15 protein-coding genes are annotated in these 19,870 nt (G+C 39.2%); 4 read left to right on the top strand and 11 right to left on the bottom strand.

Going from position 1 to position 19,870, the window contains the following annotated elements:
- Positions 1-98 precede the first annotated feature (98 nt).
- The gene (locus tag ACTJKN_RS24945; RefSeq protein ID WP_440828360.1) at positions 99-719 is read left to right on the top strand and encodes a sterol desaturase family protein; all 621 of its coding nucleotides are present in this window, start codon (positions 99-101) and stop codon (positions 717-719) included.
- Between the two features lies 1 nt (position 720).
- Positions 721-1,662, top strand: a complete 942-nt coding sequence (locus tag ACTJKN_RS24940; protein WP_440828359.1) for a phosphatase PAP2 family protein — start codon at positions 721-723, stop codon at positions 1,660-1,662.
- Positions 1,663-1,694: 32 nt separating this feature from the next.
- Here the strand turns inward: ACTJKN_RS24940 and ACTJKN_RS24935 are convergent, their stop codons facing one another.
- The 7 genes from ACTJKN_RS24935 to ACTJKN_RS24905 form a co-directional block, all read right to left on the bottom strand.
- A complete protein-coding gene (locus ACTJKN_RS24935) occupies positions 1,695-2,297 on the bottom strand; it encodes a hypothetical protein (protein WP_440828358.1) in 603 nt (200 codons plus the stop codon).
- Positions 2,298-2,587: 290 nt separating this feature from the next.
- Positions 2,588-3,295 (bottom strand): hypothetical protein, encoded by a 708-nt coding sequence (locus tag ACTJKN_RS24930; RefSeq protein ID WP_440828357.1) that lies wholly within the window; start codon positions 3,293-3,295, stop codon positions 2,588-2,590.
- 35 nt (positions 3,296-3,330) lie between these two features.
- Positions 3,331-4,014 (bottom strand): hypothetical protein, encoded by a 684-nt coding sequence (locus ACTJKN_RS24925; RefSeq protein ID WP_440828356.1) that lies wholly within the window; start codon positions 4,012-4,014, stop codon positions 3,331-3,333.
- Between the two features lie 282 nt (positions 4,015-4,296).
- Complete coding sequence (locus ACTJKN_RS24920) at positions 4,297-5,532, bottom strand: alkaline phosphatase family protein (RefSeq protein ID WP_440828355.1); 1,236 nt, start codon at positions 5,530-5,532, stop codon at positions 4,297-4,299.
- Positions 5,533-5,542: 10 nt separating this feature from the next.
- Positions 5,543-6,469 (bottom strand): metallophosphoesterase family protein, encoded by a 927-nt coding sequence (locus ACTJKN_RS24915; protein WP_440828354.1) that lies wholly within the window; start codon positions 6,467-6,469, stop codon positions 5,543-5,545.
- Positions 6,469-7,425, bottom strand: coding sequence for a RagB/SusD family nutrient uptake outer membrane protein (locus ACTJKN_RS24910; protein WP_440828383.1), 957 nt, complete (start codon positions 7,423-7,425; stop codon positions 6,469-6,471). The genes ACTJKN_RS24915 and ACTJKN_RS24910 overlap by 1 nt, the downstream gene beginning before the upstream one ends.
- An 865-nt stretch (positions 7,426-8,290) precedes the next feature.
- On the bottom strand, positions 8,291-11,518 hold the full coding sequence (locus ACTJKN_RS24905) for a SusC/RagA family TonB-linked outer membrane protein (protein WP_440828353.1): 3,228 nt from the start codon (positions 11,516-11,518) through the stop codon (positions 8,291-8,293).
- A 191-nt stretch (positions 11,519-11,709) separates the two neighbouring features.
- Here ACTJKN_RS24905 and ACTJKN_RS24900 point away from each other — a divergent pair, with 191 nt between their 5' ends.
- Positions 11,710-12,333: a TetR family transcriptional regulator gene (locus ACTJKN_RS24900; protein ID WP_440828352.1), complete on the top strand. Its 624-nt coding sequence runs from the start codon at positions 11,710-11,712 to the stop codon at positions 12,331-12,333.
- On the opposite strand, the gene ACTJKN_RS24895 is transcribed toward ACTJKN_RS24900, so the two are convergent.
- On the bottom strand, positions 12,305-12,565 hold the full coding sequence (locus tag ACTJKN_RS24895; protein WP_440828351.1) for a CBU_0592 family membrane protein: 261 nt from the start codon (positions 12,563-12,565) through the stop codon (positions 12,305-12,307). The two genes, ACTJKN_RS24900 and ACTJKN_RS24895, sit on opposite strands and share 29 nt — an antisense overlap.
- A gap of 196 nt (positions 12,566-12,761) precedes the next feature.
- Here ACTJKN_RS24895 and ACTJKN_RS24890 point away from each other — a divergent pair, with 196 nt between their 5' ends.
- Entirely contained in the window at positions 12,762-13,094 is a 333-nt protein-coding gene (locus ACTJKN_RS24890) for a hypothetical protein (RefSeq protein ID WP_440828350.1), read from the top strand.
- A 535-nt stretch (positions 13,095-13,629) separates the two neighbouring features.
- Here the strand turns inward: ACTJKN_RS24890 and ACTJKN_RS24885 are convergent.
- From ACTJKN_RS24885 to ACTJKN_RS24875, 3 genes are all read right to left on the bottom strand, one after another.
- Positions 13,630-14,724, bottom strand: coding sequence for a hypothetical protein (locus ACTJKN_RS24885; protein ID WP_440828349.1), 1,095 nt, complete (start codon positions 14,722-14,724; stop codon positions 13,630-13,632).
- Positions 14,725-14,820: 96 nt separating this feature from the next.
- A complete protein-coding gene (locus ACTJKN_RS24880; protein ID WP_440828348.1) occupies positions 14,821-16,122 on the bottom strand; it encodes a hypothetical protein in 1,302 nt (433 codons plus the stop codon).
- Between the two features lie 380 nt (positions 16,123-16,502).
- Positions 16,503-19,754: a TonB-dependent receptor domain-containing protein gene (locus tag ACTJKN_RS24875; protein ID WP_440828347.1), complete on the bottom strand. Its 3,252-nt coding sequence runs from the start codon at positions 19,752-19,754 to the stop codon at positions 16,503-16,505.
- Positions 19,755-19,870 lie beyond the last annotated feature (116 nt).

The following is a 19,870-nucleotide window of genomic DNA, read 5'->3' as shown; positions in this document are numbered from 1 at the left end:
GTTGAGCATGATAAATTGTTTGAAGAGAAGATCCTGAAACAAGTTCAGGATGACGATTAAATGTGAGGGTAGTCGAAGACCAGTTAAAAATATTACCAATGAAAAAGAATTTTGTTTCAAATTCGACAGCATCCATCAGGATGTTTAAAAACGACTTTTTAGAAAGCCTATCAAAAGTTAGGTTTTATGTGCCTTTAATTGTTTATATTCCAGTGATTGCCTACCTTTTTTGGAAAGCGCTTTGGGAAATCGAAATGCCTGCTTTGAACTTTGCAGGATGGTTTTTGCTTGGCCTTGGCATTTGGACCATCACTGAATATGTCTTGCACCGTTATGTGTTTCATTTCGAGCCAGATATGGAATGGGGCAAGAAAATCCATTTTATTTTTCATGGTGTACACCACGATTACCCCAACGATGCCAAAAGGTTGGTTATGCCACCTTCGGCCAGTATCCCTATGGCTTTGGGTTTTTATTTTCTTTTCGATTGGTTATTGCCCGATACAGTGGTTTACCCATTTTTCTCTGGTTTTATGATCGGTTATCTATTTTACGATATGGTGCATTATGCGCTTCACCATGCCAATTTTAAAAGCGGTTTCTGGAAACAGTTAAAACAGCACCACATGCTTCATCATTATTCCGATTCGACCAAGGGTTATGGGGTAAGCTGGACTTTTTGGGATCATATTTTTAGATCTAATTTTGATAAAAAATAACATGCAGCAAGAAGTATTGCTTAAAAACAGTTTTTATAATCTTCGGAATATTTATCTAACAGTTGCTATATCTGTTGGATATCTATTGTTATCAGTACTACTGGTTGGCTTTAAGACCGATCAGCTGGTGCTGATTTTTATTTTTAATGCTTTGTTTTTTATCTCGAAGGGAACCAGGCAATTTATCCTAGGCTTTTCAATCTTTATTGTCTACTGGATACTGTTCGATTATATGAAAGCCTTTCCAAACTATCTTTTTAATGCGGTACATATTGAAGATTTATATGACTTGGAAAAAAATACTTTCGGCATTAATTACCATGGCTTAATACTTACACCCAACGAATATTGGAAAATTAACAGTACTGCATTTTTAGATGTATTAACAGGGTTTTTCTACCTGATGTGGGTACCAGTTCCGCTGGCATTTGCTACTTATCTTTTCTTTAAGAATAAGGAACAGTTTGTCCGGTTTTCGCTCACCTTTGTTTGGGTAAATTTGTTAGGCTTTGTGTTGTACTATGCTTTCCCGGCCGCACCTCCATGGTATGTGCAGGAACATGGTTTCGAGTTTATCGCGAAAACAGCTGGTAATACTGCTGGATTGGCCCGGTTTGACCATTATTTTAACATTACACTTTTTCATGGTATATATAGCAAAGGCTCTAATGTATTTGCTGCTATGCCATCTCTACATTCATCGTATCCTGTCATTGTTGTTTATTATGGTTTAAAAAACAGGTTGGGCAAGATCAATATTTTTTTTGCCGCCGTTATGCTAGGTATCTGGTTTTCAGCTATTTATACCAGCCATCATTATACGATTGATGTGTTGGCCGGATTAAGCTGCGCCATATTGGGTATTATTTCTTTCAATTATTTAATGCGCAATACAGGTTTGAAGCACTTTGTGAAAAACCTGATCAATGCCATTAGTAATTAGGCATTGATAGGTTTAATGCTACTTTCAGTATATTATGCCGAAAGGTTAAATGGTGTTTGGCTGCTGCGCATTGTTAATGCTTGCTTATTACTTTTTGCTTTCGCAAGCAGGTAAAACTCTACGCTAGCAATTAGGATGAGTGTATAGCCAAAAAGTTCGAGCGATTCTTCTGATACATTCTTCACATCACGGGTATATTGACTTTCCATAACGGCCATCCAAAATACTTTTCTGCCATATAAACGTGCGAAAATATAAGTCGTTAAAATTCCTGATAACAGAATCCCAAAAGAAAATTTGTTTACAAAACCATTTAGGTTAGAAAAAAAGAGTCCTTTATTTCTGTATACAATAATAACTGCAAGAAAAAGCAGACTAAAAGCGCCGGTTTGCCATGCTCCATCATAAACATGTTCATCAAGAAAAGCGTCTTGCTCTCTGATGAGAGACGCCATTGTGAAGCTAAATAGCGCAAAAGCAAGTGGGAATGATGATTTATGTTTAAATGAAATATAAAGGTAAGTAAGGGCACTTAATAGTAGTAGCAAGCTCTGCACATATTCTACAATTGATTGTTCATTGAATTTATTACTTCCTGCTTCATGCTGCACATTCCACTTTAGAAATTCAGACAATAAAACCATTATTGAACCATAAATAAGAAATCGGATAATAGCAGTTTTTAAACCGTTGGGGCTTGATGAGATAGTGGGACTGACCATTTTTTATTGAATTTGCATTTGTCATCAGCTAGAAAAATCAATAAACATGATTCTGCCGATAAATTAGACTACAAATTTCGCTCAAGAACTATTGCTAAAAAAGGTCTGTAAGTCCTAAAAATTGGTTAAAAAGTACGAATATTACGAAGTTTAAAAATATAGTTTTTGTCTATGTTATTCAATTAAGCTAAGCGCTTCTGCATTTAGAAATTACAGGCTGCAGGCATATCTATGGTTAAATTATAAGCCGTTTGATCTATTTTTTGATTTATCCTATAGGTTTCGCCGCCAAAAACGATCTGGAAATCATAGCTTGCATTTTGTGCCAGCAAATTTGTACTAATATTTCCTTTATCCATATAGCCCAGGTATTGAAAGGCTGCATTGCTGCCTGAAGTGCGAAAGTAAACATAAACGCTTGGCCTGATCTCTACATCGGTTCGGTTTGGGCATCGGCCGGTAAACGTTAAAGAAACATTATTATAAACAGGAGGTGGTGGCGTAACTACTGGCGGCGCAGTCGAGCCTGTTCGGGTTAATTGGATGTTAACCACCTGTTGTTTCTTTTCCGCCGTGAAGGTGATCTGTCTGGATTCTTTGTTATATCCTGGAGCATTAATTTCAGCAATAATACTAATCGGCTGATCTGCTGCGGGAGCAATACTCGGGTGCAGGCCTATCGTAACCATGCCGGCACTTAACTGGATATTCTTTTTGCCTGAAAGTTCATAAATATTGCTGGCGTCATTGCCGGATATGGTGATGGTTGAATTTGCAGGAGCGGGGTTCCCATCTTGCCCATCTGTAACATTTATCATTGCTGTATACTTGATGACGTCAGTATCGATTACAATTTTTATATTTTCAGTAGGCTTTTTGCAGGCGGAAAGGATACACATTATCAGTACCATACACATTGTATTTATTCTAAACATGATCTTAAATTTTACAGTTTAAAATTAAAATTGATTTGAACAGTTGGGAGCCAGCGATAATCTTTTATGTTGTTTTGTAGTTGAGAGGTTTGAGATGAATTGCCTTCCAATAAACCTGTACCTACTATTTTTACCTGTGGCTTGCTGAGGTAATGAGTGCCTACATCTACATTAATGTTAAATTTTTTGCGGGGGAAGGTGTGCGCAAAAGCTACGCCGAGGTAAGGTGCAAGGCCTTTCCAATCAACTGAAAGGTCTACATAACCGATTTGGTCTTCTGTGAGTACCAGGTCGCCATATTTATAATCATCAGATGGAATTACCCTTAGGTTCCCTTTTGCTTTAAAAAAGTAAGAAAAGCCGCCAACCATACGAAACCACGCAGCATTTTTAAATGGTACATAATCTGCAAAGGCATGAATATTGTAAAAATCGGCTGCAACATTGGATGTGGAATTAAACCCTGAAATTTTGAATACATCATTTGCTTTAATTGGGATGAAGTTAAGGCCTCCTCTTACAACAAGTTCTGGCAGTACCCCGTAAATAAATTCGGCGCCAATACCTTGTGTACCCACATTTAACTGAACCGATTTTTTATTCAAAAGACTAACAAAACTGCTGTCGTTTTGTGCTCTTAGCTGTTGGAAAACCAGTATAAGTGATAGAATTAGCGTGCATCGAAATAATTTCATATTATATGGGATTAAGGTTTATAAATTATTAGTCCCGTTAATTTGATTGCTATAGCTAAATATCTAACATCAAATGAGTTAAAAAAGTTCGGATTATTTTAAGATGAACATTATGAATAAGCTTATTGTGGGTATTTTCTGTGAGTAACCTGATACCAAGTTAAAACAGCCTGCAGGAAATATGATAAGTGCCATGAGTAATTAAAAAGCCCAATGGTTGATCTTGAACGATCAGCGATTGGGCTTAGAAAGATAATTTATTGGAATTAGGAATGAAACTAATTATTTAACGCTTATCCATTTGTTGAGCATGTTATCTGGTGCTTCTAACAAGAGTTTATAGAAAGCGGATGGGTAGTTTTTAAGATTTGCAAAATAATGTTGCTGACTAACGTCAACCTCTCCCAATAAATGATAGTCATCTTTTCCTCCTGTTTTAAACGCGTTGGTCGTTGCCAGCCAAATTTTTACTTTTCCCTTCTTTTCCAGTGCTTTCCAGCTAATGTCGAGGTGGTTTTGTACATAATTTGCTTTTAGTGCTGATATGGAAACCGGGCCAATGAATGATGTACCGTCAATTTCCTGTTCTACACTTTTTGGCAGTTTTACGTTAAGATAGTCGGCAATGGAAGGCATGATATCTACTACACCAAGATCGAAGTATTGAGCGTAAATATTCGGGTTTTTATAATTGCTCACCATCCAGGTAGAACGTTGACGCTCAGATTGTCCACCATGTCCGCGGCCAGTTTTTTCATCACGTCCATGATCGGTTGTAATTACAATCAGCCAATCTTCTTTAAATTTCTGTTGACGGTAAGTAATGGCATCCCAAATCTGGCCCATTTGTTTATCCAGCATCTCAACAGCATTATAAAACGCTGGACTATCACCATATCGATGTCCCATATCATCCGTATATTCCAGGTATACCCAGGAAAGATCAGGCGCTTTATCATGAATGGTGTTTGCAGCCTGTTTAACTACCTCCTCGTCAATAAGGTGCATGTAGGCAGAATTTTTATCATGTTTAAAACGAATAGTATCCAACTCAAAACCATCTGCTACAAAATCGGGCTTAAAGTTTCCTGTTTCAGGAAGCCCGTCGCCAAGCAACTTGGTCCGGTTATCTGTCCAGCTGGAGAAGATTCCTGTTTTTTTCTCAGGGTATTGATTTTTAAACAACCTGAAAATGTGTTGATAATGGTAATTGGGCGCTTTAATGTCGTTATCTGGTACATTGTGTTTGTTTACCCATGTTCCCGTAAGTAAACTATTATAACCAACGGCAGATATGGTTGGTGTTTCATTGTAACTTGCTTTATCGCCACCCACGTGCATACGCGAGTAGGATCCTGCTGAGATGATCTTTTTGAAATTAGGTAACTCCAAACGTTCCATTACATCGGCAGGGATGCCGTCGGCTATTACATAAACCACTTTACGAGGCCCATTTTGAGCAAGGCCCGACAGGGATAAAGAAATACAACAAGCGAAAATAGTTGTCTTTAATAACATAGTTCTAGTATTAGAAAGTGTGTGGAAAATATTCATTTTCAACTGTTCCATCATCGTACATTTTAAGTATTGCATATCCGGGTGGCGTTTCCAGATAATAACCTGGGCCTGCCGATTCTGCATCGCCCTTGCCCCACCAAAAACCACTCATAGCTCCATTACAGCAGTATTTAACACCATTGTAAGCGGTTTGATCAGAAAGATGATTATGGCCACTCAGGCATATTTTTACCTTATCGCGGTGTTTGTAAAAAAGATCTTTCAGTTTTTTACAATCCGAATGTCCGCCACCAACCAATACCTGGGTGGTGCCCAGGATTGGATAATGCGACATGAGCAGGGTAGGTGTACCAGCAGGCAGGTTTTTTAATTCCTGTTCAAGCCAACTAAACTGTTCCTCATCAAGCGAAATCTTGCTGTTATTTCCATCAAGGATAATGAAATGCCAGTTCTTTTTTGAGAAACTATAATAACGGCCAGGAATTTTCAGCCGTTTCACCACATAGTTCTTCCCATACATTTCGTCGTCTTTTGTAGGCGCCTTCCACCAGGTATCGTGGTTGCCAATACAACTGTGTATCTCGTATTTATCAATTGTTTTAATGCAATCATCCCAAATACCCCATTGTTCGGTTACCTGATTACGTACTACATTATCGTAAGAAGCATCGTTAATCGAATCTCCCCCGTTTAAGAAGAAATCAACTTTATGTTTGCTGATAATCTGTTTTAAACATGCTTTAAATCGATCCGGAGCATTTTCTCCTGAACGTATGTGTACATCGGTAATGTGTGGCACGGTAAGCACCAGTTTTTTACCTTTTGATTTCTCGAGAATGCTTTCTGATGCCAGTGCTGGTAACGTTCCAGAAAACGCAGCACCTGCGGATAGCCCTATGGCCTTTAATAGGGACCTTCTTTTTATTTCTGCCATCATTACCAACCAAAAATTTGTTTAAGTTTTGGGTTAAGGATTACCTGTTGCTGCGGGATAGGGCGATAATAGAATTTTGGTTCCTCAAAGGTTCTGGTTACATTTTCGGTTACGATATTACCTCCGGCATTTCCATTCTTTAAGTAAACTGTTGCGTCGGTCCCGATTAATCCTGCGCGGAAATAATTGAGTTTTACTCCAAGTGAGTTCTTTTCTTTTTGCTGTTCGCCTGGAATAGTTACAGTTCTGTCAATCAGGATAATATCATCAACGCCATCACCTGTAAGGTCGTACTTGCCCAGCCCACCAAAGTACATGCCTTCGGGGCTTTTTGTGAGGAGCTTGCCTACCTTCCATCGCATCAGATCGTCAAATCTCGTATTTTCGAAAGCATACTCTACCCTGCGTTCCCTTCTGATTTCAAATATCACCCCTCCATTACCGGTAACATTTGGATATTGCAATTGTAGCGCTGGATCTGGATTGGCATTTGCTGTTGCAAGGTTAAGATCGGGCAGACCAGCTCTTTTGCGTAGCAGGTTTATAGATTGGTCCAGCTGAGACTGAGTTAATGTACCTAATTCGGCAAGCGCTTCAGCATAGGTTAGCAGCACTTCTGCGTAACGGTATACCGGAAAATCTACACCGTTTAAGATCGCGTTATCGGTACTGTTTACATATCCTTTCAGCTGGTGGTAACCCGTAAAGTTTTTATTTAAACTCTGAATATATGGCGTAGGATCGGGTACCCTGATCCATCCCGGATAAACGATGGTCTGAGACATCCGCGGATCACGGTTTTTAAATTCTGCCACAAAACCCAATTGTGCATAATTTGCTACATCAGTAAACCTACTTCCATCTTTCATTAAGTACGTTTGCAACAGGTCCTTGGCTGGTGCTTGCTCATAATCGCCGAATACAGTCGAATTCACATTCTGGCTTTTGCTCTTACTCATGTCAAAGATGTTAACAAGGATAGCCTCACTGTTACCTGTTAGGTCCTGACTGGAGAATAATGTTCCATAATCCTGTTCAGGTTTTCCGGTATTGTAGATGGTAAACTTTTTGGTAGCGATAATCTCTCCTGAAATCCTTGCTGCGGTTTCTAAAAAGGTGTTTGCTGAGCTGTTTAAATTTAGCTCATTGTGGTATTTACGGTAAGTGCCTTCGTAAAGTGCCGCGCGTGCATATAAGGTGGCTACTGCCCACTTTCCCGGGGTACCCACCGGAACACTTTCCCTTACATTTTTATAGGCAAAATCCAGGTCAGCCATTATACTGTCTGCAATCAATGTCCGTGGATCACGAGCTTTGTAAAGTTCTTCATCGCCTGGTTCCAATGTGCCTGAGTACCATGGAACATCAGAGAAACGCTTTACTTTATCGAGATAGAATTCTGCACGGTAATACCTGGCCAAACCTGCATAGTGATTTTTAACGACGGCCGAAACCTGTGCTTTTCCATAGTTTTCCAGAAAATAATTAATGTTTCTTAACCTGCTCCAGCTCCAGCCAGTGGTAATGTTCTGGGCATTTGCGTTGCCGGTCATAACATTTTTTACTTCAACGGCTGCGGTGGTGGCTACGTTATCCGTACTCTGATCATTAAGATAAGTATTGCGGTCTGGTTGGGAGAGTAAGCCGTTTACGTAAAGCGAAAGATCACTTTCGGTATTAAAGAATAGGTTAGGGGAAATGGAGGTTTGTGGAAAACGATCCAGCCCAGCTTTTTTACAGGCTGCGAGCATACCCACAGCAGCAATAAATAGGATATATAGATACTTTTTCATTTTTAAAATGATTTGAATGTGAAAGCTTAGGTTAAAAATCGAGGTTTAAACCGAAAGCATACCTGCGTTGATAAGGATATGCCCAGGCACTTGGTCCCTGGTTAACCGCTTCTGGATCGATAAATTTTTTGATTGAAGAAAACTCGTACAGGTTTTCTCCGGTAACAAATACGCGAAGACGGTTTACATGAAACTTCTTGGTCCATTTGCCTGGTAGGGTGTAGCCTAAGGATACATTTTTAATCCTCAGGTAAGCACCATTGAGCAGGTATTTGGTTTGGGGAATATCTAAACCCGATCCATAGTTGGCATCAGCAAGCCATGATTGTAATACCGGGTATTGCGAATCGGTATTGGCATCAGCAAGTCCGGCAGCGATATAGGAAGCGGAGTGTTTAGCCCTTTGTTCTGGCGAATCGGCTGCTCCACGGTAAAAATCAAGGTTCCAGGGGTAAACGTTGGCATATGGCTGTTGATAAGGCCCCCAGAAAAGATAATGGTGAGGATAAAAGTCTCTTTTTAGTACTCCCTGTAAAAATACAGAAAGGTCAAAACCACCCCAATCCATATTTAGGTTGGCACCAATGGTATAACGGTCAGAACTGTTTCCAATGATCTTTAAATCTTTAGGATCGTTTGAGCTCAGTCCTTTTTCTATTTTTTTGTTTCCATCAAGATCTACATATTTTGGCCACCCCTCAACAATAGACAGGGCTCCCCAAGGTATAAGTGCAGATTCATCTAAAGCAGCAATCTCTGCTTTACTACGGAAAACGCCATCATTCTGTAATCCCCAGATCTCTCCAAGAACCTGTCCTTCGCGATAATTTGAAAATAGGTTCTGGTCATTTTTGAACCTGGTAATTTTGGCTTTAGAATCGGCCAGGAATACCTTGGCATCAAAGCTGAAAGGTTTCGAGCCGAGATCAAACCTGTCTCTATAGGTTACCGAAAGTTCCCATCCTTTAGTACGCAGATCCGCGGCGTTTTGACGTGGAACAGCAGTACCCAATACACCAGGCAATTCCTGTCCGGCAGTAAGCATACCTTTGGTATCACGGATATAATAATCGAAAGTGAAAGAGAGTTTATCGCTCAATAGTCCGATATCGGTACCCATATTCAAGGTTGATACCCTTTCCCATGTATAAGTCTGAGGATCAACATTTAGTCCAGGGGCACCAGTAATAATCTGGTTTTGGCCGTTACCCCCGATCAGATAACCTGAAGTACCTGGTCTAAGCGATTGGATATAACCGAAGTTGGCTAAATTATCGTTTCCAAGCGCACCCTGATTTCCAAGATCTCCGTATGAGGCACGAAGTTTAAAAGTAGATACCGTAGGTGAGAGTGTTTTAAAGAAATCTTCACCACTTACTATCCAGGCAGCAGAAGCAGAAGGGAAAAATCCCCAACGCCTATCCACAGGAAACCGAGATGAACCATCGTACCTTCCGGTTGCTTCAAGGATGTACCTGTTTTTATAAGTATAGTTTAATCGCGAAAAGACACTGTTGGTTGCATAAGCCGAATAGTTTGCATCAACCCCTGCTGCACCATTGGTAAGGAATAGATAAGGTAAGGAAGAAGAAATCAGCATGTCTCTGCTTGCATTTACGGTCGAATAGCTGTAATCTTCGCTATTAAAACCCACCATTGCACTGAAAAAATGGTCGCCAATAGTCTTTTTATAGGTAGTGTACAAGTTAAAGGTATTATTATACAAGTAACCATTGTTCTCGGTTACTGAACCGTTTCCACCTTCTTCGCGGATATCATTCGGACCATAGCCGATTTTGTATTTTTTGCTATCGTTATGTGTTTTCCAAAGCTCGCGTTTAAAAGATGCATCGGCATTTACCTGAAGATCACCCTTTAAAAATAAAGCGGTAGCACTGGTAATATTCTGGAAACCGAACATATTCTGAAGGTTGTTTCCGCCATCAACAAGTTTTGCAGCCAGTTTGCCTGCAGCAGTATTTGCCCAGGTACCATCAGGATTTTTAGCCACATCGGTAGGCATGAGGTAATACAGATCGGTAATATTTCCGTTGGGAAGTGCCCTTTTAGTTTCATAAATATTCAGATTATTATCAACTTTAAGCCATGAAAGTGGCGAAAAGCCCACTTTTGACCTTAGTCCATAACGGTCCCAATAATCGGCGGTAAGTTTATTTAAGCCATTATCTCTTGAGTAATCTGCAGAAAGATAATAGGTTAAAGGTTTTTCGTTTACCGTAGCTCCTCCAGAGAAGGTAAGGGTATGACTTTTGGATAAACTTGAGTTATTAAAAAAATAATTATACCAATCGTTGCTGCCCATATAGGCCCATTTGGTAGGATCGGTTGGGTTTAACCGGGTATCGGCTATGGATGGATTGTCTGATCTTTCTTTTGCCCATCGATAGTACTCATCCGAATAATTTACATAATCCCATGGGGTATTATCAGTAGAGGTTTCTAAAACCCTGGAAAAAATATACGGATCTGTTACCGGTTTAGGCAGCAGCGTTGGTTTTGCCCACGATTGGAAGGTATTGTAACTAATTACATTGTTACCTGCCACACCTTGCTTAGTGGTGATCAGGATTACCCCAAATGCTGCACGTGCACCATAAATGGCAGCCGATGCTGCATCCCGTAATACTGTAAACGAAGTGATATCAGACGGGGTTAACCGTAACATATCGTCATTGCTGGTAGCAGGGATACCATCAATAACAATTAATGGCGAGCCACCGTTAATAGAAGTATAGCCCCTGATGTTGATGTTAGGTACACTGCCCGGCGCACCACCCGCATAAGTGATATTCAGCCCGGGGCTAATGCCCTGCAAACCCTGTAATACATTGGTTACCGGTCTCGATTCGAGCTGCTTGCCAGAGATCTGATCAATTGCACCGGCAACATTGATTTTTTTCTTGGTCCCAAATCCAACCACCATTACCTCATCAAGGTTGGCAAAGTCCGGGGACAGCGAAACATCGATTTTTGTTCTGCCATTAACGGCAATTTCCTGTTGCTTGTAGCCGATGTAGGAAAAAATAAGGATGGCATCAGGTTTTACACTGCTTAAGGCGTAAACACCGCTGCTGTTGGTTGCGATGTGCAGGTTTGTCCCTTTTACCGTAATGTTTACCGCGGGGATTGTTTCCCCCGTCTTTGAATCAGAGACTGTGCCCTTAATGGCAATCCCTTGAGCAAAGCCGCTAGCGGAGAGGATCAACAGTGTGAACATCCAGAATAGCTTTTTTTTCATTTTTCTTAATATTTAGTTGTTTGATTTGGAATGATGCGCAATTTCAGCGGCGCTAAATTGAGCATATCATATTAAAGTTAAGTTAAGACTAAATTAATATATTAATTGAATGTTCATTCAATCTATTAAGAAAATAAATTTGCAGAATACAACTACTTTTGATTAGTTTGCCTAATTAAATTAACTGCACGATGGGACGCAAAAGCCTAAAAGAGACAAGACGACTGGAAATTATTAAGGTATTTTACCAGGTGGCCAAGAAAGAGGGTTACGAAAATACCTCTATTGCGAAGATTGCAAAGGTGATGGATATTAACCCAAGCCTGATTATTCATTATTTTGAAACCAAAGAAGGACTTACTTACGAACTGATCGATCATATACTCGATCGGTATTTATTAATTTATACGATAAAAAACAAAGGGAAAGCAAAACTGGACGATTTGCAAGGCACTATTGAAATGCTGTTTTCTAAAAAATGGAACCTGCTTTTTGATGATGGATTGTTCTACACCTTTTACGCTTTGGCATTCAGGGAGAAAAAGATTAAGTTAAAGTATAAATTTATTTTAGATGCGCTTCGTAATGGTCTTGCCCTGATGATTGAACAGTGCAATGAACAGCATATCACAAATGTTGAAAATCCTCAGGTTACGGCTGATTTTATTTTTGTACTGGTAGATGGTGCTTATTTTTACCTTTCAATGGAAAGCGATAAAAAAGCTTATTTAGATCGTTTAGCTTATTACAAACAAAAGGCATATGATGCCCTTTCTATATCACCCCTTAAGGCTGTTTCTGCTCCCGTTTGCTAAACTGCCTGCTTAAAGCATACAAACCAATAGACATCCAGAGCACATTTGCTGCGGCATTTGGTAGATCGTGGGTGTCTAACGCGGTGATGGCCAAACACAAACCACCCAATATGTTGAGGGCCTGAAATGCGAGTGAATCGGCACGGATCAATTTCATGCTTAAAAAAAGATAACCCATTGTACAAAATAGCACCCCAGACCACCCGATAATTGACATCACTAAATTCATCATGTTGTATTGTTTGCTAGTAAAGCTATGAAATAATGTGATTACATCTATAGGAATCAGCGGGCAAAAAATCGCTTTGGTTTAGATTTTTGCAGCCTAAATAATTGCTGAACTAGATTTGTTTGCTGCGTCACATATTTTAAACAGCACTGTGTATTTTAAACACAAACTGTTATATTTAGCTGAAACAAAAGTAAATATGGATTTGAACATGGTTACCCTCAGCGTGATCAATTACATTAATGATTATGATTATTATGATTCGCTCACAGATTTAAATATCGATACAAACTCAAAATCTTTTACTAAACTGAGCGAAATCAGGGAAAGAAATAAACGTCATATTACAGAGCTTTTTCCGAATGTGAAATTTCGCGATGGTAAAAATCAGTTACTTGCAGTAGGTAGTTTCAAACATGCGGTTAAAGCCAAGATCGAAACATTATCAAAGAAAGAAATAGATGATTATCTGGAAACGTTTAAAAAAGATGCTAAAAAAATAGCCAGGCTTTACAGAAAGATCAGGAAATAATTACAAGATTTCCATGATATTGTAAGTGCAACCTGTTTGGTATTGAACAGGTTATTTTATATTAACATTAGCGCTATATTTTTGGTAATCTATATGTTTAGTATAAGTTTTCAATTTTTTGTGTCATGACAGCAGCAATCGAATCAATTGGCAATGGTCATTTTCAAGGTGTATGCCCATGTGGTAAGGGTGATAAATCAGATATGGAAAGAATCCCACGGACATTTTTGATGAAAACCCTGTTATTCTGGTTACCTATGAAACGTTATAGGTGTTACCGTTGCATGCGTAACCGCTGGATACTTGGAAAAAAATCGCATCAAATCAGCCGATAAAAATCTATTCATGTAATACCAGGATTGCTTTTGCTGATTTGTTCAGTATCTCAAATACAAGAATGAGTAGCTGGTTTAATCGTATTGAGGTTGCATGATGATGGTCAATAGGAGAGTTAGCAAATTGTAATAAAAGAAAAAGGGAATACCCATTGCAATTTGCTTTGGTTTTCCCCATTTTCTATACTATAATATAAATTCTACTGAAAATACTGAGAAAGATCTGTTAATCTTCCACCTGATACATAAATAGATCTGGTTGGTGTGGTAACAGCTGTTCTGGCATCTGCAATTACAAATAACTTTGATTTTCCTGCCTCAAAATTTATCCCGTTTTCAGCAAAGGCTGCAGTGATTCTACCCTCATTAGGCTTTAACGTATAACCATTAAGCACTAAAGGAGTTCCAGGGGTGTAAGGCTCGGTATTGGTTCCTTTTTCAACAATATCAAAACTGTAAATATAATTTGGCCCGGGTAAAGGAGGTAGTTCTATCGAATTAAAAGACCCGCTTTTAGGTAAGGTAAATCTAAGTTCGGGTGTTACTTTGGTTCCGGCCGTTGTATTCGATGCAGTTTTAAGCCTGGTATAAAAAACAAGGTCTACATCAACATTTTTAAATTGATTTGGAAATGTAGTTTCAAATTTAGCCGTCAGCATCATGTTAGCAGGATTAATAGGGGGATCAACTTTTACATTATCGACTATTTTAATGCCATCAAAAAAGAAACCAATATTTTGTTGTGCCGTGGCCGATTCGATTGTCTTGGTTAGGAGAATAGCAGTTTCTCCTTTTTTGCGGACGGTGATTTCTCTTGTGGTACCTTTATCGATCAGGACGGAAGATAATTTATCTATGGCGCCGTTACCTGATGAAAATACAGTCCCATCCAACAGGAATTCGAGTTCGCCGGATAGTGCATAGCCTTTAAGTCTTAATGAAATGGCGTTGTTATATATTTTGGTCCCATCATAAAACAGGCTAATATTCTGATCGAATGGAGTAGCCATAATGGTTCTGGTAAGCAATATTTCGGAAGTACCTTTATTTCTGATTTTTAAAACGGCATTCTGGTCTTTTACGGCAAGCAAGGTTTTTAAACTGATGCCACCTGCGGGCGGAGTAGCTATTATACTGTCTTTATATAGGTATTCGAGCTCAACACTGGTTGTTCCACTAATGCTTAGCTGGATAATTTTAGCTGGTTCTGGTTGAAGAAGTGCTGCTTTGCGACAAGATAAACTTAAGGTTACAACAGCAGAAAGAAGGAAAAGGGTAAAAATTTTTAGTTTCATATAAAGGGTCATTACATTTAAAAACAGCTATCTGTTTTTGTAATAAAGGAGCCGTACCCTTTGGGGTACGGCCTCCTTTAGTTAAGAGAGAAAAAATTAGAATACTAGTTTAGACCAGCCAGCTGACCAGGTTGGTAAAGTAACCGTAGCTGGAGAACCTGGCGTGTTGTACCATGGTTGGCTTACACCAAAATAACTTGCGTTGGTTGGGTTAATAACTAATGAGTTACCACCACCATCAACGTAAGTGCCAGATGCTGTAGTGATTGCGTTAACGAAACCATGAACAGATGTAGTACTGATACTTGAAACACCGGCTGGAGCATCTGCATCAAATGCAATACCGGTATTGTAGCCAGATACAATTACATCGATCAAATCAACTTCCGAACCTCTACGCTCGCGGATACCGTTACGGTAACCTAAACCTGCAATACCGCCGGTGTTTTCGGTTCCGAAGATGCTTACATTAATTAAAGTTGGGTGTGTTTTAGGCGTTAGGCTAAAGGTTGCATCTTCAATAGATGCATTGTTGTCAGATTCGATACCATTAGAATCGCTGTTACCACCACTTGTACTGTGTGTAGCATTTTTATCAGCAATGGCTACTGCATCACTTAGTGTACCTGTAAAACCATTATCGAAATCAAATTGATCATCATCAGAAGCTAAAGCAATTAAATTGCTTGCATTAACTGTACCACCAAAAAATTCGAATCCATCATCAAGACCGTAAGAAACCTGCACGTGATCGATAGTAGTACCGTTACCAACACCACCTAAAGTTAAACCATTAACCTCAACGTTTGCAGCCAATTGGAAACCAGCATACTCAATACGTACATATTGGAAAGTACCACGGTTATCGGCATCGTTAGAACCTCCGTAGTGGAATTTAGCTTCGTTATCTAAACCTTCAATCAGTTTATCACCAACGTTGATCGTTGCATTACCTAAAATGATTACGCCACCAAAATCGCCAGGGGTACCAGTTGTACCAGCGTTACCATCTAAAAGGTTACGGCTGGTAAATACAATTGGATCAGCAGCTGTACCAACAGCGTTGATGGTACCGTCTTTTGCAATAACCAATACACCATTTTTTACGCCTGGAGTATTTGCAGATGATTTGATGTAAGTACCTGGTTGGATGGTTAAGGTTGCCCCACTTCTAACCGTTACTACACCACTTAATTCGTATACGTTTCCTGCTGTCCAGGTTACAGAGCTGGTAATGTCTCCGCTAACTGCCACAACTGGCAATGATGATTGTGAATAATCTGCTGCTGAAGTGCTGCGGTTGTTGAATGAAGCTGATCCACCTTCATTTTTTTTACAAGCTGTAAAAGAAACAGCAACAATTGATAAAAGACCAATTAAATTTTTGAAATTTTTCATTTTCGTTTTTTGTTTTTCATAGGATCTTATAGGTAGGATCCATGTTTTTAGGTTGATTTTTTTGATTATTTAGAGGTAAGGGCAGATAATTCCTTCTTTTTTATGGAAATAAAAGCCTACATATCACTAAATAGGATGTTTTTTATATCTTAGTATTTCTTATCGATAACTAAGCAGATCTGTTGGCTGCCCTTGGCTTTCAACTTAGGTTTTTAAAATATTTCAGGTTTATCCTGGATTGGCCGTTCCACTAGAAATGATCGGTTTAAACGAAGGGTTCTGATACAACCTTTCGTTTTTTTTATGGCTATGCAGGAAACGTTGTTCCTCCTTTCCTTTTTAATGGTATACGCTCATTTATATTGTTTTTCATAGTAGTTTTAAAAATTATAGGTAATAGAGGTACTATAAGTGCGACCGAATTTTTGTTTAAATGTTATCTGGTCTCCTTCGTCGTATTTATTACTAAAACCTGGTTTTAACCGCATAAAATCACTTTCATCACTTTTTCCCGCCACATATTCTGGATTAGCTTCATAACTGGCCGTATTACGGTAAAAAACTGAAGCCCTGTTTAACAGGTTGCCCGCATTTAATTTGATCTCGATTTTGTTATTTAAAAATTTATAGGCAATCTGGATATCTATCTGGTCGCGGGCCCGTTCATACTCAATATCAACCGGTTTGTCGCTTACGATATAGGTTTTATATGCCGATTTGTTGTAGGCGATGTTGAAACTAAAATGCTTATCTGTATATTGAAGCCCTGCATTGAGCTGATAAGGTGCTTGGCCATACATCGCCCGTTTTTGATTGATTGGCATCAGGATATCTGGACCAGTTGGATCTGCAGGATTTTTGGTGCGATAGGTGCTCCTAACTATCGACCGTTGAAGGGTAAAATTACCATAGGCAGTTAATCTGGATAAAAGTTGCAGATCGGTAATAAAGCCCAGGCTTTTACGGAATTCGAATTCCAATCCGTAAACTTTAGCCCAATCAGAGCTTTTGGTGTAATACGTAGAATTACCACTGGCCGAACTAACCGTAATTTCAGCAGGTTTATCAAAATATTTATAATACCCACCTATCGAAATAATCTCGCCAAGACCTGGAAACCATTCAGTTTTAAAATCATAGCTATCAATACGTGTACTATATAATCCTTGATTGCCAAACTGTCCGTCTAAATAGGGACTGTATCTAAAAAAACGACTGTTATCCAATAATTCTGGGCGGATGACACTGCTTGAAACAGCAGCTCTTATATTCAGGGCATCAACCGGATTATAGGTAATATTTGCAGAAGGTAGCCATTGCCATTTACGGTCAGGTTTAAGTTCGAAAGCCGTTTGCGACTGAGCATTGCTGTAACCATTTTTGATTTCTGTGTATTGGTAATACTCTGCCCGTACCCCCCAAACCAGACGTAGGTTAGATAGTAAACGGTTATCCAACATGATGTATCCGGCATGCGTATTACTTTTGCCTTCGTAATTATCTAAAAAGTATGGATTAACAGAATAGAAATACTTATCAAAAGCAATGTTTTCGGGATTTATCATTTCACTAACAGGAATATATTTTAAACTGTCAGCAAGTGTGTTACTTCCTGAAAAAGAGGCAATCTGCCAACTGAAATCAGCTTTCTTGCGGTTGCCAAAATAGCCTGTTTTTAAACTACTGCGGATTTCTTTAAACTTAAAAGGGATTGTTGCCGAAAGGTTCCATGAGTAATGCCCTTCTTCATTTTGATAATGATGACGCGACATGGGTACCACTTCTATTTGTGTAGATAGGTTATAATTGTAAAAGTATTGATATTCACTTCCGATCAGTTTAGGACTACTTGAGGCAATTACCAGATCTTTTTCCTTGCGGTGGATATTAATACGGGCAAGATCCCATTCTATCTTTACCTTTCCTAACTGATGCTGCCCATTCAATTTATTTTGAAGCAAATCAGTATAGGTAGGATCTTCATTTTCCTGGATACGGTTTGGCGGAAGATTAAAATTAGTTTCATCTTTATGGAAACCAATAATCCTTACCATAGTGTTATCATATAGGTGGGTGTAGGTATTGCGAAAGCTGAACCTGTTTTTGCCGAGCTGTAAACCAAAATTCAGAATTCCACCAAGCGTAGTATTAAAACCATATGAGGCCCCACTGTTATTCGGATATGCCAGATTCCAATCACTTCTGTTCTGGTTTTCGATAAGGTTGATGTTTTGTGTATTGCGATAACTCAGCGAGCCCGTAAAGCCGAATTTATTGTGGTTTGTTGTATCTAAATTTAGTGCACGCCCGATGGTGAACTGATAATTTTGCGATGGAGCAGTTTTGTATTTATAAACGCTCACATTATCCTGCGTAAACCGTTTGCTCTGATCAGTTACCTTTTTTTGATATTCTGCTTCAGTCAATGCACTGTTAGGTGCAACAGTTTTAACGGTGTGTTCTAAACCTTCCGGATAATCCCTTCTGCCATCATCAAAGCCGAAATAATCATACTTGCCCCTTTTGTGGCTTAAGAAATCCTTGCCTGTACTTTGATCGTTGTAAGCAGTACCTGCGGTAAAGCTGATGAAGTTCTCAGTAGGTATATCTTTAGTGTTGATTTGGATGAGTCCACCACCAAAACTGGTGTTCATATCAGGGGTAACTGTTTTGCTTACCACCACATTATCAACCAGATTGGAAGGAATTAGATCGAAAGAGAAGTTGCGTGTTTGTGCTTCGGTACTTGGGAGGGTAACCCCATCTAATTGAGCCGAATTGTAACGCTCGCCGATTCCGCGCACAATAACAAACTTATTGTCAATAGTGCTTACACCACTAATGCGTTTCAAACTTTCACCGATGTTTTTATCGGGTGTTCTGCTAATTTGTTCTGCGCTGATCCCATTGCTGATTTCGGATGCGTTTTTCTGCCGGGCCAATAAACCCTCAACTGATGCTTTTTTGTAACTGGCCGTTACCACCACTTCCTGAAGGCCTTTTGCATCAGGTTTTAACGAAATGTCTAATGGTGTATTTTTGTCAGCCTTTACATTGACCTCGCTGATGCGCTGGGTAACAAAAGAAATATAGCTTACCTCTATCGTATAAATGCCGGGTTCAACGCTTAAAGTGTAACTTCCATCGCTGGCGGTTTGTGTGGCTTTGCCTGTTTGGATAACCTTAATGGAGGCACCAGGAAGGGTTTCACCTTTTTCGTCGAATATTTTTCCCGATATACGCCCGGGTTTTACCGGATCAGGAAGTTTGTAAAGCAATATGGTATTGGTATCAGCAAACCTGTAAGCTACCCTGGTTCCTGAAAGTATTTTTTTGAGGGTCAGTTCAAGTGGCATGTTTTTTACCTCGAGGCTTATTTTGCTGTTCTGGCTAAAAATCGATCTATTGTAATTAATCGATAAGCCTGCTTTTTCTTCAAGTAGTGAAAGTGCATCAGGGATGCTCATTTCGGCTATTTTGATGCTTACATTGCTTTCTCCTGGTGTTTGCTCAAAGCTTTTTGCTATAGCCAGGTTAAATAAAAAAGTACATAACATTAACATCACCGCCACTGGCTTGTAATCGAAATGGATAATATATTCTTTTATATATTCATAAAATCCTATTTTCATAGGTTCAAGATGTTTTTTAATTCTCACGGGTTAAAAACTTTTGTTTAGGAGCTGGATTGTTCGAGCAATCCGGCTCCTTGTTTGTATTAAGAGGTTTAATTTATTTTTCATAGGTA

Origin of the sequence: Pedobacter sp. 22163, from assembly GCF_052045595.1 — a bacterium.
GTDB lineage: Bacteria > Bacteroidota > Bacteroidia > Sphingobacteriales > Sphingobacteriaceae > Pedobacter.
Note: the sequence above shows the minus strand (reverse complement) of the source record. Positions and strands in the feature narration are given on the sequence as shown.

What these genes read in the sequence shown, in the direction of transcription:
- ACTJKN_RS24930 (WP_440828357.1), bottom strand. Translation starts at nt 3,295, where the DNA reads ATGGTACTGATAATGTGTATCCTTTCCGCCTGCAAAAAGCCTACTGAA.
- ACTJKN_RS24925 (WP_440828356.1), bottom strand. Translation starts at nt 4,014, where the DNA reads ATGAAATTATTTCGATGCACGCTAATTCTATCACTTATACTGGTTTTC.
- ACTJKN_RS24885 (WP_440828349.1), bottom strand. Translation starts at nt 14,724, where the DNA reads ATGAAACTAAAAATTTTTACCCTTTTCCTTCTTTCTGCTGTTGTAACC.
- ACTJKN_RS24940 (WP_440828359.1), top strand. Translation starts at nt 721, where the DNA reads ATGCAGCAAGAAGTATTGCTTAAAAACAGTTTTTATAATCTTCGGAAT.
- ACTJKN_RS24910 (WP_440828383.1), bottom strand. Translation starts at nt 7,425, where the DNA reads ATGAGTAAGAGCAAAAGCCAGAATGTGAATTCGACTGTATTCGGCGAT.
- ACTJKN_RS24905 (WP_440828353.1), bottom strand. Translation starts at nt 11,518, where the DNA reads ATGAAAAAAAAGCTATTCTGGATGTTCACACTGTTGATCCTCTCCGCT.
- ACTJKN_RS24915 (WP_440828354.1), bottom strand. Translation starts at nt 6,469, where the DNA reads ATGATGGCAGAAATAAAAAGAAGGTCCCTATTAAAGGCCATAGGGCTA.
- ACTJKN_RS24945 (WP_440828360.1), top strand. Translation starts at nt 99, where the DNA reads ATGAAAAAGAATTTTGTTTCAAATTCGACAGCATCCATCAGGATGTTT.
- ACTJKN_RS24895 (WP_440828351.1), bottom strand. Translation starts at nt 12,565, where the DNA reads ATGATGAATTTAGTGATGTCAATTATCGGGTGGTCTGGGGTGCTATTT.
- ACTJKN_RS24920 (WP_440828355.1), bottom strand. Translation starts at nt 5,532, where the DNA reads ATGTTATTAAAGACAACTATTTTCGCTTGTTGTATTTCTTTATCCCTG.
- ACTJKN_RS24875 (WP_440828347.1), bottom strand. Translation starts at nt 19,754, where the DNA reads ATGAAAATAGGATTTTATGAATATATAAAAGAATATATTATCCATTTC.
- ACTJKN_RS24890 (WP_440828350.1), top strand. Translation starts at nt 12,762, where the DNA reads ATGGATTTGAACATGGTTACCCTCAGCGTGATCAATTACATTAATGAT.
- ACTJKN_RS24880 (WP_440828348.1), bottom strand. Translation starts at nt 16,122, where the DNA reads ATGAAAAATTTCAAAAATTTAATTGGTCTTTTATCAATTGTTGCTGTT.
- ACTJKN_RS24900 (WP_440828352.1), top strand. Translation starts at nt 11,710, where the DNA reads ATGGGACGCAAAAGCCTAAAAGAGACAAGACGACTGGAAATTATTAAG.